The following is a 14,376-nucleotide window of genomic DNA, read 5'->3' as shown; positions in this document are numbered from 1 at the left end:
TCGTAGATCCCTATTTTTTGTTGCCGGTTTTATCACCGACAGTAAGAAAAATGTGACAGGTTGGCTTGACAATACGATTACCACGCCCTTTGGCGCGAGCGCTGGTACGCATCATGGATGGTCCGCGATCTACATATATCGTCGATACCTTTAGCTCGTCTATGTCAGCACCATCATTATGCTCCGCATTGGCAATAGCCGATTCCAGCAATTTCCGGATAATGACCGCTCCCTTCTTCGGGCTAAAAGTAAGCAGATTGAGCGCCCGATCCACAGGCAGACCCCGAATCTGGTCGGCCACAAGACGGCCCTTCTGTTCGGATAGCCTGACTCCGCGCAATACAGCAGTTGTTTGCATGTTAATCTCCTATCTCTTCGATCCAGCCGCTGCTTTCTTGTCGCCCGAATGCCCCTTGAAGGTACGGGTATGGGAAAATTCCCCAAGTTTGTGTCCGACCATATTCTCTGTAACATATACTGGAACATGCTGCTTGCCATTGTGCACGGCGATGGTCAAACCAATAAAATCAGGAAGGACAGTGGAGCGGCGCGACCAAGTTTTGATCGGACGCTTATCATTGGTTGCACGCGCATTCTCGACCTTGTTCATCAGATGCAAGTCAACAAATGGCCCTTTTTTTACGGAACGTGCCATGATTCATTACCCCTTGTTTGAATAACGCCGACGTACGATCATGCCGTCGGTGCGCTTGTTGGTCCGCGTACGAAAACCCTTGGCGGGTGTTCCCCATGGACTGACCGGATGGCGACCCGCGGCAGTCCTACCCTCACCGCCCCCATGCGGATGGTCTATGGGATTCATCACCACGCCGCGCACGGTCGGTCGAATGCCGCGCCAGCGTTGCGCACCTGCTTTACCGATGGAACGCAGGTTATGCTCCTCATTGCCTACCTCACCAATGGTAGCGCGGCAATTTACATGTACTTTGCGAATCTCGCCTGAACGCAGACGCAGTTGCGCGTAATCACCCTCGCGCGCAAGAAGCTGCACCGATGTGCCCGCCGAGCGGGCCAGTTGCGCACCCTTGCCAGGCATCATTTCCACGCAGTGAATGGTACTACCCACCGGGATATTGCGTAACGGCAAGGCGTTGCCATTTTTGATCGGTGCATCCACGCCGCTCATCAGCTGCATCCCGCTGACAATCCCCTTTGGCGCGATAATGTACCGACGCTCGCCATCCGCATAGCAAAGCAATGCCAAATTGGCGCTGCGATTAGGGTCGTATTCCAGCCGCTCGACCTTGGCAGCAATACCATCCTTGTTACGGCGAAAATCCACCATTCGATAGTGCTGCTTATGGCCCCCTCCCATATGGCGGGTAGTGATATGACCCTTGCTGTTGCGTCCCGCGGTATGATTTTGCTTCTCCACCAGTCTGGCGTAGGGCGCGCCCTTGTGCAAGTCGGGATTGACGACCTTGATTACCGCGCGACGGCCGGGTGAAGTCGGCTTAACTTTAACGAGTGCCATTACTTCGCCTCCCCTTGTGCAATTTCAGAGAAATTGATTTCCTGACCGGACTTGATACTGACATAAGCCTTCTTCCAGTTACTGCGGCGCCCCATAAAACGGCCGAAGCGCTTCTCTTTTCCCTTTACATTGGCCACCTGTACGCTCTCCACTTCAATGTTTTGAGCCTTCCACATCAATTCGACAGCGGCTTTTATCTCGGCCTTGGTGGCATCCGGTATCACACGGAAAATGACCTGATTATGCTTCTCAGCGATGTAGGTGGCTTTTTCCGAGATCTGAGGCGCCAGTATTACCTGCATCAATCGTTCAGGGTTAAATGTTTGCGCACTCATGCAAGCAGCTCCTCAATTTTTGTCAATGCGCCACGAGTCATCAACACGGAGGCAAAGCGCATGAGACTGACTGGATCGGCATGGCCCGCTTCCACCACCAGCACATGTGGCAAATTGCGGGATGAAAGATAGAGATTCTCGTCCACGCTATCGGTAATAATCATCACTTCATTCAGCCCCATGTCTCTCAGCTTTCGGGCCAGGATGTTGGTTTTTGGCACATCCACGGTAAAATTTTCCACGACCGACAAACGATTCTCGCGCACGAGTTGGGACAGGATGGCGCCAATACCGGCGCGATACATCTTGCGATTGACCTTATGGCTGAAATTTTCTTCGGGGCTATTGGGAAAAATCTTGCCGCCACCACGCCATAATGGACTGGAAGCCATTCCGGAACGTGCACGGCCCGTACCTTTCTGCCGCCAGGGCTTGCGAGTAGACTTGGCGACATCCGATCGCCCTTTTTGAGCACGATTGGCGCTGCGCGCATTCGCTAGATAAGCCGTAACTACCTGATGTATCAAGGCTTCGTTATATTCACGGCCAAACAGGGTATCAGAAGCGGAAACGCCCGCAGCAGCCGCCTGACCATCATCATTGATGAGCTTGAGTTCCATTATGCACCCGCCTTCTTTACAGCTTTCGTGCCGCTTTTCGTACCTGCATTCGCATCAATCTTGGCGGCGGATTGTGTGCGGATTCGGGAGATCTTCACACTCGGGTGCACTATTACGTCGCCGCCCCTGGATCCTGGAATGGCACCCTTGATGAGCAACAAACCGCGCTCTGCATCAACTCGCAGCACTTCCAGATTTTGAGTGGTGCGCTGTACGCTTCCCAAATGCCCGGACATGCGCTTGCCGGGAAATACACGACCGGGATCCTGCGCCATGCCAATGGAACCTGGTACATTGTGTGATTTTGAATTGCCGTGACTGGCACGATTTGAAGAGAAACCGTGACGCTTGATAACGCCTGCGTAACCCTTGCCAATGGATGTGCCCGTTACATCCACTCTCTGCCCGATCTGGAAAATATCCAGACCTATGACCGCACCAGGCTTAAGATCAACAAGCACCTCCTGCGTTACGCGGAACTCCTTGAGTACGTGACCCGCTTCCACCGCAGCCTTGGCGAAATGCCCGGCCGCCGGTTTGTTGACGCGGCTGGCGCGGCGCTTCCCGAATGTCACCTGCACTGCGGAATAGCCGTCTGTATCGACGGTCTTTATTTGTGTAACACGATTGTTGGACACGTCAAGCACTGTGACCGGCTGGCTATCGCCATCCTCGGTAAAAATGCGAGTCATGCCAACCTTACGGCCGACAAGTCCTAAACTCATTTTAATTACCCTTTCTTAAAAGGTGCCGATTACAATTGACCGGCAATTCGAATCCGCTTTGGATTTCGCGATGAAGCTAATGATTCAACAAATAAACTACACAGCATTCAAAACTTACAGCTTTATTTCCACATCCACCCCTGCGGGAAGATCCAGTTTCATCAGGGCGTCCACCGTCTTGTCAGTAGGATCCATAATATCCATCAAACGCAGGTGAGTTCGAATTTCGAACTGGTCGCGTGAAGTCTTGTTAACATGGGGAGAGCGCAGCACATCGAAGCGTTCGATGCGCGTGGGCAGCGGCACGGGGCCCTTGACCACGGCACCGGTGCGCTTGGCGGTTTCAACGATCTCCATCGCTGACTTATCTATCAATCGATAATCAAACGCCTTCAGGCGAATACGTATTTTCTGGCTTTGCATAGTCAAACCTCAGGTTGAGGACTCGGATTCTGAATTGGCGATTCGATACGTGGCATCAAACCTTAAACCCTATCCTTGATCCTGTTATTACTCGATAATCTTTGCCACCACGCCCGCGCCGACGGTTCTTCCGCCCTCGCGAATGGCAAAACGCAGACCTTCTTCCATGGCAATGGGCGCAATCAGGTTCACCGTCACCGAAACGTTGTCCCCAGGCATCACCATCTCCGTGCCCGCCGGCAATTCTATCGCTCCGGTCACGTCTGTGGTGCGGAAATAGAACTGGGGGCGGTATCCCTGGAAAAACGGGGTATGACGCCCGCCTTCTTCTTTGCTCAGTACATAAATCTCTGCCGCAAACTTGGTATGCGGGGTAATGCTGCCAGGTTTGGCCAATACTTGACCGCGCTCGACTTCTTCCCGCTTGGTACCGCGCAGCAGTACCCCAACGTTGTCCCCCGCTTGCCCCTGGTCCAGCAGTTTCCTGAACATCTCCACGCCGGTACAGACGGTCTTCAGGGTGGGCTTCAAGCCTACAATCTCGATTTCTTCCCCAACTTTGACTATGCCGCGCTCAACCCGCCCCGTCACGACTGTGCCACGTCCGGATATCGAAAAAACGTCTTCCACCGGCATCAGAAAGGGCCCGTCTATGGCGCGCACCGGCTCCGGAATGTAGCTGTCCAGCGCATCCGCCAGCTTGAATATGGAGGGCTCGCCTATGTCGCTCTGATCCCCTTCCAGCGCCTTCAGCGCAGAACCAATGATGATCGGCGTGTCGTCACCAGGAAAATTGTATTTGGATAGCAGTTCGCGTACTTCCATTTCCACCAGCTCCAGCAGCTCGGCGTCGTCCACCATGTCGGCTTTGTTCATGTAGACGATGATGTACGGCACCCCTACCTGACGTGCCAGCAAAATGTGCTCCCGCGTTTGCGGCATCGGGCCGTCGGCTGCCGATACTACCAGTATGGCACCGTCCATCTGCGCCGCGCCCGTAATCATGTTCTTCACGTAGTCAGCATGGCCAGGACAGTCAACATGGGCGTAATGGCGCGCGCTGGTCTCGTATTCAACATGAGAGGTATTGATGGTAATGCCTCGTGCCTTCTCTTCCGGCGCCGAGTCAATCTGCGCATAACTCTTCGCTTCACCACCAAATTTCTTCGCCAGCACCATCGTGACCGCCGCCGTCAGCGTGGTCTTGCCATGATCCACGTGGCCAATCGTCCCTACGTTTACGTGCGGTTTCGTCCGCTCAAATTTGCTCTTTGCCATGTTGTGCCCTTTACTTAATGACGATTACTTCTTATTAATGACTGCTTCGGCTACATTTTTGGGTGCTTCAGAGTAATGCTTGAATTCCATAGTATATGTCGCGCGCCCCTGAGTTGCGGAACGCAAGGTGGTTGAATAGCCGAACATCTCGGCCAATGGAACTTCTGCCCGTATCACCTTGAGACCAGGCAGATCATCCATGCCCTGGATCATGCCGCGACGGGAAGACAAATCGCCTACCACGTTGCCCATAAAATCCGCCGGCGTTTCCACTTCCACCGCCATCATCGGTTCCAGCAGCACCGGATTGGCTTTACGCATGCCATCCTTGAATGCGATGGAAGCCGCCATCTTAAAGGCATTCTCATTGGAATCCACATCGTGATAGGAGCCATCAAACAGCGTGACTTTGACGTCCACTACCGGGAAGCCCGCTAATACGCCATTAGGAAGGGTATCGCGCAAACCCTTTTCCACCGCCGGAATGTATTCGCGCGGCACGGTTCCACCTTTGATGGCATCGACAAACTCGAAACCTTTACCCGCCTCGTGCGGCTCCATTTTGAGCCACACATGACCATACTGACCGCGCCCGCCGGATTGCTTGATAAATTTTCCTTCAACTTCCACCGCCTTCCTGATGGCCTCACGATACGCCACCTGCGGAGCACCCACGTTGGCTTCCACACCGAATTCACGCTTCATGCGATCCACAATAATTTCCAGGTGCAGCTCACCCATGCCGGAAATAATGGTCTGGCCGGATTCTTCATCGGTGCGAACGCGGAAAGACGGATCTTCCTGCGCCAGACGATTCAAGGCGATACCCATCTTCTCCTGATCCAATTTTGTTTTTGGCTCCACTGCAACATGAATGACAGGCTCGGGAAATATCATCCGTTCGAGCGTGATAACGTCGCTTGGGTCGCATAACGTGTCGCCGGTAACGGCTTCCTTCAAACCCACTGCTGCGGCTATATCCCCGGCACGGACTTCCTTGATCTCTTCTCGTTGGTTGGCATGCATTTGCAACAGCCTTCCAATTCGCTCTTTTCGTCCTTTAATCGGATTGTAGATAGTATCGCCGGACGCCACCACCCCCGAATAAACGCGAAAAAAAATCAACTGGCCAACGTAGGGATCCGTCGCAATTTTAAACGCCAGGCCGGCAAATGGCTCTTCGTCGCTTGCATGACGCTCGCCAGGTTCGCCATTTTCTTTCTCGCCGTTAATCGCACGAATATCTATCGGCGAAGGCAAGTAATCAAGGACGGCGTCCAGCATGGCTTGCACGCCCTTATTCTTGAATGCCGAACCGCAAAGCATAGGCACAATTTCGTTACTGATGGTACGAAGACGCAGCCCCTTTTTGATATCGGCGATGGACAGATCCCCTTCTTCGAGATATCTGTTCATCAACTCTTCATTCGCCTCAGCGGCCGTTTCCACCATCTTTTCACGCCACACCTTGGCGTTTTCCAACAAATTGGCTGGGATATCGCGTTCCTCGAATCTCATCCCCTGACTCGCCTCATCCCAGTAAATACCTTTCATCTTGATCAGATCGACGACCCCCTCAAACTTTTCTTCGGCGCCGATCGGCAATTGAACGGGTACCGGATGGGCTTTCAGGCGTGTTTGGATCTGTTCATAGACACGCATGAAATTGGCACCCGCGCGATCCATCTTGTTGACAAAGGCCAATCGCGGAACTTTGTATTTATTGGCCTGACGCCATACGGTTTCGGTCTGGGGCTGCACACCGCCGACCGCACAGAACACGGTGCAGGCTCCGTCGAGGACGCGCAGTGACCGCTCCACCTCGATCGTGAAATCCACGTGGCCCGGGGTATCAATGATATTGATGCGATGATCGGGATAATTACCTTCCATTCCCTTCCAGAAACACGTAGTGGCGGCGGATGTGATGGTAATACCGCGCTCCTGCTCCTGCTCCATCCAGTCCATTGTAGCCGCGCCGTCATGCACCTCGCCAAGTTTGTGGGATACGCCTGTATAAAACAGGATACGTTCAGTAGTCGTGGTTTTACCGGCGTCTATGTGCGCCATAACGCCGATATTCCGGTAACGCTCAATGGGTGTTTTTCTTGCCACAGTATGTAAACCTTAATATTTTTAAACATTAGGGCGCCAGAAAGCGCCGCTGAATAACGGAAACCAACCCTTTAAATCGGGAGCGAGGACTTCAGGGATCCGGGGCGAACTGTACCTGCCTCTGCCGGGTACTGATCAGTACATTCCCTAGAACCGGTAATGTGCAAACGCCTTGTTGGCTTCCGCCATACGATGAATTTCCTCACGTTTCTTGACCGCGCCGCCGCGTCCCTCAGCCGCTTCCGCCAATTCACCGGCAAGACGGGCGCCCATGGATTTCTCGGCCCGTTTACGAGCCGCATCGCGCAGCCAGCGCATTGCCAGGGCATTACGCCGAACCGAGCGCACCTCCACCGGAACCTGGTAGTTCGCACCACCGACCCGGCGACTTTTTACTTCCACCATCGGGCGGACATTGGATAGTGCCTGCGTAAATACTTCTACAGGGTCTTTGCCGGTTTTTTTCTGGATTTGATCCATGGCGCCGTAAATGATTCTCTCCGCTACGGATTTCTTGCCACGCGTCATAAGTACATTGACGAATTTCGCCACTTCCGTATTGTGGTACTTGGGATCAGGCAAAATCTCGCGTTTGGGTACTTCTCTGCGTCTTGGCATTTTCTACCTCGGTATTTAATTGGTTAGCTCAAGTGGCTTGAATTTAAGCCGCTCTGCTCTCAAGCTGCTTTCGGCCTTTTGGCGCCGTATTTGGAACGGGCCTGTTTGCGATCTTTTACGCCCGCCGTATCCAGGCTACCGCGTACTGTATGGTAGCGAACGCCCGGCAAATCTTTGACACGGCCGCCTCGAATCAGTACTACCGAGTGCTCTTGCAGATTATGCCCCTCTCCACCAATATAGCTGGAGACCTCAAAACCATTGGTCAGGCGAACCCGCGCCACTTTTCGTAAAGCCGAGTTCGGTTTTTTTGGCGTAGTGGTATAAACCCGCGTACAGACTCCCCTCTTCTGAGGACTATTTCCCAAGGCTGGGACTTTGCTTTTTACGCGTCTCGCCGCTCGGGGCTTACGTACTAACTGACTGATTGTCGGCATTTTATTCCCTAAAAAACCGGGCCGGTGATATTACCGTCCCCGCTGCCCGTATGAATCGTGATTTTCTGCCGTTCCAGGTATTTTTTGTCCGGGGGGCGGCTAAAAAGACTGCGAATTCTATGGGGTTTATGCTGTGATGTCAAGCCACTGTCTTGGGTGAGGAAGATAAAAGAAATCCCTGCGCCCCGGATGATCTTTTCTGCCTCAAGCCCTGCGAGGAAATGAGCTGGAGCACCACGACCCCCACCGTACACTCGATACGATGCGATTATTTCCTACTCAGTAGCCAGCCAGACAAAGGACACTAACGGCAACGGTACAGGATCTGGTTTTCGGATGCAATCTTTGATGCATCCATAAGGAAACCGAATCAAACCTCAAGTGGCGGCGGCGCGACCCTCGCGCCGCTTCGCGGTGAGCGCATGGCTGCCCAGCTTCTTCAACACTTCCCATGCAGGCCCTGGAAATTTGTGCAACTTGACCAGGACGTCCTCAAGCGCCTCCAGAAACCAATCCACGTCGCTCTCGCTGATATTCAAGGGCGGCAGTATTTTGATGATGGGCATGGCGTGACCTGCTACCTGGGTAAGAATATGATGGTCGTCCAGAAGCGGGAGAACAATCGCCTGGGCAAAAAGATTTTCGTCCATCTTGTTAACCATGGTCCAGGCTGCCTTCAGCGACATGGATTCTGGCGGCCCAAACTCAATGGCGATCATCAGGCCACGCTGACGCACTCCCTTCAGAAACTCGAAGCGGGGCACCAATGCCTCGATACCGCGACGAAAACGATCGCCGAGCATGTTGGCACGCTCGGCAAGGTTCTCGTCATCCAGGACGGCCAGCGACGCCAGTCCTGCAGCCATTGCCATGTTACCCATACCGAAGGTGGAAGCATGAACGATAGCGCGGTGCATGGTATCGTAGACACTATCGTATACCGCACGCCGGGTAATTGTCGCCCCCACCGGGATATAACCACCGGAAAGTGCCTTCGAGAGACAGACGATATCGGGTTGCAGACCTTCAACCCACTGGCTGGCCAGAAAACGTCCGCTACGGCCCATGCCTGATTGAATTTCGTCGCAGATCATCAGCGTGCCGTATTTGCGGCATAATTCCTGTGCGCCGAGAAGATATTCACTACTGGCAATATTGACGCCTTTACCCTGGATCGGCTCAAGCACGAAGCCAGCGACATCGCCCAGAGCAAGACGCGCTTCGAGCCCGGCGAGGTCGCCAAGCTTGACTTCCGAGCTGCCGGGAAGCATCGGTTCGAAACCCCTGCGAAAACTTGGCTCCCCGTTCAGGGACAAGGCCCCCATGGTGAGGCCGTGGAATGCCTTCGCAAGATGAGCTGTGCTGGGCCGTCCCGTGTATGCACGCGCAAACTTGATCGCCGCCTCGATGGCTTCGGTCCCTGAGTTACTGAAATAAACGGTATCCAGACCGGGTGGCATGCGTTTTACGAGTTCGCGAGCCAATGCGGCGGCGAGCGGCGGAGCATCGAAGCCGACCCATCCGGGAAAATCGGTGTCCAGCACTTGCTGTAATGCGCCACGAATGACCGGATGACGGCGGCCGAAATTGAACACACCCCAATTGGTCAGGAAATCCAGATAACGTGTACCCGCTTCGTCCCAGAGGTAGGCGCCTTCACCGCGCACCCATGTGCGATTGAATCCGAGTGTACGTAATACCTTGACGAACACCGGATTCACATGCTCTTCGTAAAGCTCGAAGTTCTTGCCCCGGGTCTCGTTGACTATTGCGTTGATATCAATCGGCATGATTCAGCCCCTCGATGCCTGTTCCGGCAGTTATTGAGATTCGGCTCATGGATTGTGAATTATCTTTTAACCGCCGCAACATTATTACTCATCCTCCAATATGGCATCGGACTTCCACACATTCATCCGCGCGTTTATGAAACAAGATAGAGCAACATCAAATTTGCGAAACACTTCGCTTCGATTATAAAAACACATTTTGTATCGCAGCGACTAGTACAATACTGACCGGTATTTCAGACAGTATATCCGCTGTTTCGCCTTTCCCCCGTGTCTTCTTCACTAAAACCAAGGCTTTCACCGGCATTCAACATCTGCCTTTGCTTCTTGCGGGTATTGTGAAAGGCCAAGCCGGTACCTGCGGGGATGAGCCGGCCGACAATGACGTTTTCCTTGAGACCGCGCAGATCATCCTTCTTGCCCATAATTGCCGCCTCGGTCAGCACACGCGTAGTCTCCTGGAAGGAAGCGGCGGAGATAAACGAATCAGTGGAAAGCGATGCTTTGGTGATACCCAGCAGCATGAATTCATATATAGCCGGTTTTTTGTCTTCCGCTATCACCTCTTCGTTCTCCGCCAACAGATCCGCCCGTTCCACCTGCTCACCCGGAATAAAGCGCGTGTCACCTGAATCAACAATCTGCACCCGACGCAGCATCTGACGCACGATCACCTCGATGTGCTTATCATTGATCTTGACACCTTGCAGGCGATACACATCCTGAACCTCGTCGGTAATATAGCGTGCCAGCGCTTCCACCCCCAGGAGGCGCAGAATATCATGGGGGTCGGCGGGGCCGTCAACGATACTCTCCCCCTTATTCACCACCTGGCCGTCATGGGCCGTAACATGTTTATCCTTGGGAATCAGGTACTCGTGGGAAACCCCATCGAGGTCGGTAATTACAAGGCGTTGTTTGCCTTTGGTATCTTTGCCAAACGACACGATACCGGTAACTTCCGCGAGCACGCCGGCATCCTTGGGGGAACGGGCTTCAAACAATTCCGCCACACGGGGCAAACCTCCCGTAATGTCACGGGTTTTGGAACTTTCCTGCGGGATACGGGCAAGCACTTCGCCTACACTGACTTGCTGCCCGTCTCGTACCGTAATAATTGAACCCACCTGAAAAGTGATGTTGACAGATAAAGTACCGCCTGCAAGCCTCACTTCCTTGTTATCCTCATCGAGGAGTTTCACCAGGGGACGCAAGCCCTTGGTTTGTGCAACCCCGCGCCGCTTCGGATCGATCACCACCAGTGTGGACAAACCGGTTACTTCGTCTATCTGCTTAGCCACGGTTACGCCTTCTTCAACGTTTTCGAAGCGAACCTTGCCGGCGTATTCCGTGATGATGGGGCGAGTATGCGGGTCCCATGCCGCCAACACTTGCCCCGCCTTGACCACTTCTCCGTCACGGATGAGCAGTGTTGCCCCATAGGGCGCTTTGTGCCGTTCACGTTCGCGGCCGTTATCATCATATATCACTACTTCGCCGCTACGGGAAATCGCAATCAACTCATTGCGAGAGTTGGTAACGTAACGCATGGTGGGTGAATAGCGCACAATACCGTTGGACTTGCTCTCCACTTGGCTTGCAACCGCGGTTCTGGAGGCGGCGCCACCTATGTGGAACGTACGCATGGTCAGCTGGGTGCCCGGCTCGCCGATTGACTGTGCCGCAATGACGCCCACAGCCTCGCCGACGTTGACCGGCGTACCACGTCCAAGATCGCGTCCATAGCATTTCGCACACAGACCATAGCGGGTTTCACAGGTAAGCGGTGTACGTACCTTCACTTCATCTATACCCAGCGACTCGATGGTATCGACCGCCTTCTCGTCCAGCAGTACGCCTGCCGGGTAAATCACCGCCTGATGCTCCGGATTGACGACATCGCTAGCCACGACTCGTCCCAGAATGCGCTCCCGCAGCGCTTCGATGACTTCACCACCCTCCACCAGCGCCTTCATGACAACGCCGTTATTCGTGTTGCAATCATCCTGGGTAACTACGAGATCCTGGGTGACGTCCACCAGACGGCGTGTCAGATACCCGGAGTTGGCGGTTTTCAGCGCAGTATCGGCCAGGCCTTTGCGTGCACCATGCGTGGAGATAAAGTACTGCAGAACATTTAATCCCTCGCGGAAATTTGCTGTAATGGGAGTCTCGATAATTGATCCATCGGGCTTGGCCATTAATCCGCGCATACCTGCCAGCTGACGAATCTGAGCCGCTGAGCCGCGCGCACCCGAGTCGGCCATCATGTAAATCGAATTGAAGGATTCCTGCGTCAGCGGCTTGCCCTTTTTATCTTTTTTGACTTCACCGGTTAGTGAGTCATGCACCGGCTCGACACCGAGCTGATCCATCATGGCCTTGGCCACCTGGTCACCGGCACGACCCCATATATCCACGACCTTGTTGTAGCGCTCGCCCTGAGTCACCAGACCGGAAGTGTATTGCATCTCGATCTCCTGCACCTCCTTCTCGGATGCGCTGATGATGTCATTCTTTTGCACCGGTGTCAGCATATCGTCCAGGCAAATAGAGATGCCGGCACGAGTCGCGTAGGTAAAGCCGGAATACATCAATTTGTCAGCAAATATCACTGTCTCGCGCAGTCCGCAGCGACGGAAGCTGGCATTGATGAGCTTGGAGATCTCTTTTTTCTTGAGTGCTTTGTTGATAAGAGGAAAAGGCAGGCCGGCGGGAAGAATCTCGGACAACAGCGCGCGCCCCACGGTGGTTTCATAACGTGTGGTTTTTTCACGGCGCTCACCGTCGGTTTCCACCTCGTATTCCTTGATCCGTACCAATATCCTGGCATTCAGTTCAATGACACGGCTCTCGTAAGCGCGGGATACTTCGCTGATATTGGCAAACGACATCCCCTCGCCGCGGGCATTAACTTTCTCCCGGGTAGTGTAGTACAAACCCAGCACGATATCCTGTGACGGCACGATAATGGGTTCTCCATTCGCCGGTGACAAAATATTATTGGTGGACATCATGAGAGTGCGGCATTCCATCTGCGCCTCCAGCGACAACGGCACGTGAACGGCCATCTGGTCACCGTCGAAGTCGGCATTGAACGCTGCGCATACTAATGGATGCAATTGGATCGCCTTGCCTTCTATCAGCACTGGCTCGAATGCCTGAATGCCCAGCCGATGTAGTGTCGGAGCGCGATTTAGCATCACTGGATGCTCGCGAATGACATCCTCCAGGATGTCCCATACTACAGGGCTTTCGTTCTCAACCTCACGCTTGGCCGCCTTGATGGTGCTGGCGATACCCATTATCTCGAGTTTGTTGAAGATGAAAGGCTTGAACAGTTCCAACGCCATTTTCTTTGGCAAGCCGCACTGATGCAGTTTAAGCTGCGGACCCACCACGATGACCGACCGGCCGGAATAATCCACCCTCTTGCCGAGCAGATTCTGGCGAAAACGTCCACCTTTTCCCTTGATCATGTCGGCAAGCGATTTCAACGGCCGCTTGTTGGCCCCCGTCATGGCTTTGCCACGACGCCCGTTATCCAGCAATGAGTCCACCGCTTCCTGCAACATGCGCTTCTCATTGCGCACAATGATTTCCGGCGCCTTCAACTCGAGCAGGCGCTTAAGCCGATTGTTACGATTGATGACGCGGCGATATAAATCATTCAGATCAGAAGTAGCAAAACGCCCACCATCCAGCGGCACCAGCGGACGTAACTCGGGCGGCAATACAGGCAGCACAGCCAGAACCATCCACTCCGGCTTGATCCCGGATTTATTGAACGCCTCCAATACCTTCAAGCGCTTGGAGATTTTTTTCATCTTGGTTTCGGAGCCGGTTTCTCCCATCTCGCGCCGGAGATTATCGATTTCAACATGGATATTGAGGTTGCCGAGCAAATCGCGAATGCCTTCCGCACCCATGCTGGCACGAAAATCATCTCCGTACTCTTCCGTCTTGGCACGATAATCATCATCCGTCAGCAACTGACATCGCGCCAGAGGCGTCATGCCGGGATCGGTCACCACGTACGCTTCAAAATAAAGCACTCGCTCGATATCGCGCAAGGTCATATCCAGCACCATGCCGAGACGTGACGGCAGCGATTTCAGAAACCAGATATGCGCCACCGGAGAGGCCAGTTCGATATGCCCCATGCGTTCACGCCGCACCTTTGAGAGCGTAACCTCGACACCGCATTTCTCGCAGATCACGCCACGATGTTTAAGGCGCTTATATTTCCCGCATAGACATTCGTAATCCTTTACCGGGCCAAATATTTTCGCGCAGAATAATCCGTCCCGTTCCGGTTTGAATGTACGGTAATTGATGGTTTCCGGTTTCTTCACCTCACCATAGGACCAGGAACGTATTTTCTCGGGGGAAGCCAAGCCGATTTTGATCGAATCGAACTCTTCTTTCTGAGTAACTTGTTTGAATAAATCGAGCAGTGCTTTCATTTGTCACTCCTGTTGATCAGGGGTCGATACAAAAATCATCCGGTGAGAGACGCGGAAACGAAGGGGACATTTTA

13 protein-coding genes are annotated in these 14,376 nt (G+C 53.5%); all 13 read right to left on the bottom strand.

The window, feature by feature from the left end; all coding sequences use genetic code 11:
- Positions 1-10: 10 nt before the first annotated feature.
- Positions 11-358, bottom strand: coding sequence for a 50S ribosomal protein L22 (gene rplV, locus EBAPG3_RS06105; protein ID WP_004180989.1), 348 nt, complete (start codon positions 356-358; stop codon positions 11-13).
- Positions 359-367: 9 nt separating this feature from the next.
- Entirely contained in the window at positions 368-655 is a 288-nt protein-coding gene (gene rpsS, locus EBAPG3_RS06100) for a 30S ribosomal protein S19 (protein ID WP_004180987.1), read from the bottom strand.
- Positions 656-661: 6 nt separating this feature from the next.
- Positions 662-1,495, bottom strand: coding sequence for a 50S ribosomal protein L2 (rplB, locus tag EBAPG3_RS06095; RefSeq protein ID WP_004180985.1), 834 nt, complete (start codon positions 1,493-1,495; stop codon positions 662-664).
- On the bottom strand, positions 1,495-1,830 hold the full coding sequence (gene rplW / locus EBAPG3_RS06090; RefSeq protein ID WP_004180984.1) for a 50S ribosomal protein L23: 336 nt from the start codon (positions 1,828-1,830) through the stop codon (positions 1,495-1,497). Before rplW ends, rplB begins: the two co-directional genes overlap by 1 nt.
- Positions 1,827-2,450 (bottom strand): 50S ribosomal protein L4, encoded by a 624-nt coding sequence (rplD, locus tag EBAPG3_RS06085; RefSeq protein WP_004180983.1) that lies wholly within the window; start codon positions 2,448-2,450, stop codon positions 1,827-1,829. Before rplD ends, rplW begins: the two co-directional genes overlap by 4 nt.
- Positions 2,450-3,175 carry a 50S ribosomal protein L3 gene (gene rplC / locus EBAPG3_RS06080; RefSeq protein WP_004180981.1) on the bottom strand — a complete coding sequence of 242 codons (726 nt, stop codon included), beginning with the start codon at positions 3,173-3,175 and terminating at the stop codon, positions 2,450-2,452. Before rplC ends, rplD begins: the two co-directional genes overlap by 1 nt.
- A gap of 114 nt (positions 3,176-3,289) precedes the next feature.
- Complete coding sequence (gene rpsJ / locus EBAPG3_RS06075; RefSeq protein WP_004180980.1) at positions 3,290-3,598, bottom strand: 30S ribosomal protein S10; 309 nt, start codon at positions 3,596-3,598, stop codon at positions 3,290-3,292.
- Positions 3,599-3,685: 87 nt separating this feature from the next.
- Complete coding sequence (gene tuf, locus EBAPG3_RS06070; protein ID WP_040853253.1) at positions 3,686-4,876, bottom strand: elongation factor Tu; 1,191 nt, start codon at positions 4,874-4,876, stop codon at positions 3,686-3,688.
- A gap of 24 nt (positions 4,877-4,900) precedes the next feature.
- Positions 4,901-6,991, bottom strand: a complete 2,091-nt coding sequence (gene fusA / locus EBAPG3_RS06065) for an elongation factor G (RefSeq protein ID WP_004175948.1) — start codon at positions 6,989-6,991, stop codon at positions 4,901-4,903.
- Between the two features lie 147 nt (positions 6,992-7,138).
- A complete protein-coding gene (gene rpsG, locus EBAPG3_RS06060; protein WP_004175950.1) occupies positions 7,139-7,609 on the bottom strand; it encodes a 30S ribosomal protein S7 in 471 nt (156 codons plus the stop codon).
- A 59-nt stretch (positions 7,610-7,668) separates the two neighbouring features.
- Positions 7,669-8,046 carry a 30S ribosomal protein S12 gene (gene rpsL, locus EBAPG3_RS06055; RefSeq protein ID WP_040851667.1) on the bottom strand — a complete coding sequence of 126 codons (378 nt, stop codon included), beginning with the start codon at positions 8,044-8,046 and terminating at the stop codon, positions 7,669-7,671.
- 377 nt (positions 8,047-8,423) lie between these two features.
- A complete protein-coding gene (locus tag EBAPG3_RS06045; protein ID WP_004175958.1) occupies positions 8,424-9,836 on the bottom strand; it encodes an aspartate aminotransferase family protein in 1,413 nt (470 codons plus the stop codon).
- A gap of 236 nt (positions 9,837-10,072) precedes the next feature.
- Complete coding sequence (gene rpoC, locus EBAPG3_RS06040; RefSeq protein WP_004175962.1) at positions 10,073-14,302, bottom strand: DNA-directed RNA polymerase subunit beta'; 4,230 nt, start codon at positions 14,300-14,302, stop codon at positions 10,073-10,075.
- Positions 14,303-14,376 lie beyond the last annotated feature (74 nt).

The sequence above is a fragment of the Nitrosospira lacus genome (assembly GCF_000355765.4).
Taxonomy (GTDB): Bacteria; Pseudomonadota; Gammaproteobacteria; order Burkholderiales; family Nitrosomonadaceae; genus Nitrosospira; species Nitrosospira lacus.
This window is presented reverse-complemented; position numbering and strand designations above follow the sequence as displayed.

Bases quoted from the DNA above. Each gene is read 5' to 3' on its own strand.
- rplV (WP_004180989.1), bottom strand. From the start codon at position 358: ATGCAAACAACTGCTGTATTGCGCGGAGTCAGGCTATCCGAACAGAAG.
- rpsS (WP_004180987.1), bottom strand. From the start codon at position 655: ATGGCACGTTCCGTAAAAAAAGGGCCATTTGTTGACTTGCATCTGATG.
- rplB (WP_004180985.1), bottom strand. From the start codon at position 1,495: ATGGCACTCGTTAAAGTTAAGCCGACTTCACCCGGCCGTCGCGCGGTA.
- rplW (WP_004180984.1), bottom strand. From the start codon at position 1,830: ATGAGTGCGCAAACATTTAACCCTGAACGATTGATGCAGGTAATACTG.
- rplD (WP_004180983.1), bottom strand. From the start codon at position 2,450: ATGGAACTCAAGCTCATCAATGATGATGGTCAGGCGGCTGCTGCGGGC.
- rplC (WP_004180981.1), bottom strand. From the start codon at position 3,175: ATGAGTTTAGGACTTGTCGGCCGTAAGGTTGGCATGACTCGCATTTTT.
- rpsJ (WP_004180980.1), bottom strand. From the start codon at position 3,598: ATGCAAAGCCAGAAAATACGTATTCGCCTGAAGGCGTTTGATTATCGA.
- tuf (WP_040853253.1), bottom strand. From the start codon at position 4,876: ATGGCAAAGAGCAAATTTGAGCGGACGAAACCGCACGTAAACGTAGGG.
- rpsG (WP_004175950.1), bottom strand. From the start codon at position 7,609: ATGCCAAGACGCAGAGAAGTACCCAAACGCGAGATTTTGCCTGATCCC.
- rpsL (WP_040851667.1), bottom strand. From the start codon at position 8,046: ATGCCGACAATCAGTCAGTTAGTACGTAAGCCCCGAGCGGCGAGACGC.
- EBAPG3_RS06045 (WP_004175958.1), bottom strand. From the start codon at position 9,836: ATGCCGATTGATATCAACGCAATAGTCAACGAGACCCGGGGCAAGAAC.
- rpoC (WP_004175962.1), bottom strand. From the start codon at position 14,302: ATGAAAGCACTGCTCGATTTATTCAAACAAGTTACTCAGAAAGAAGAG.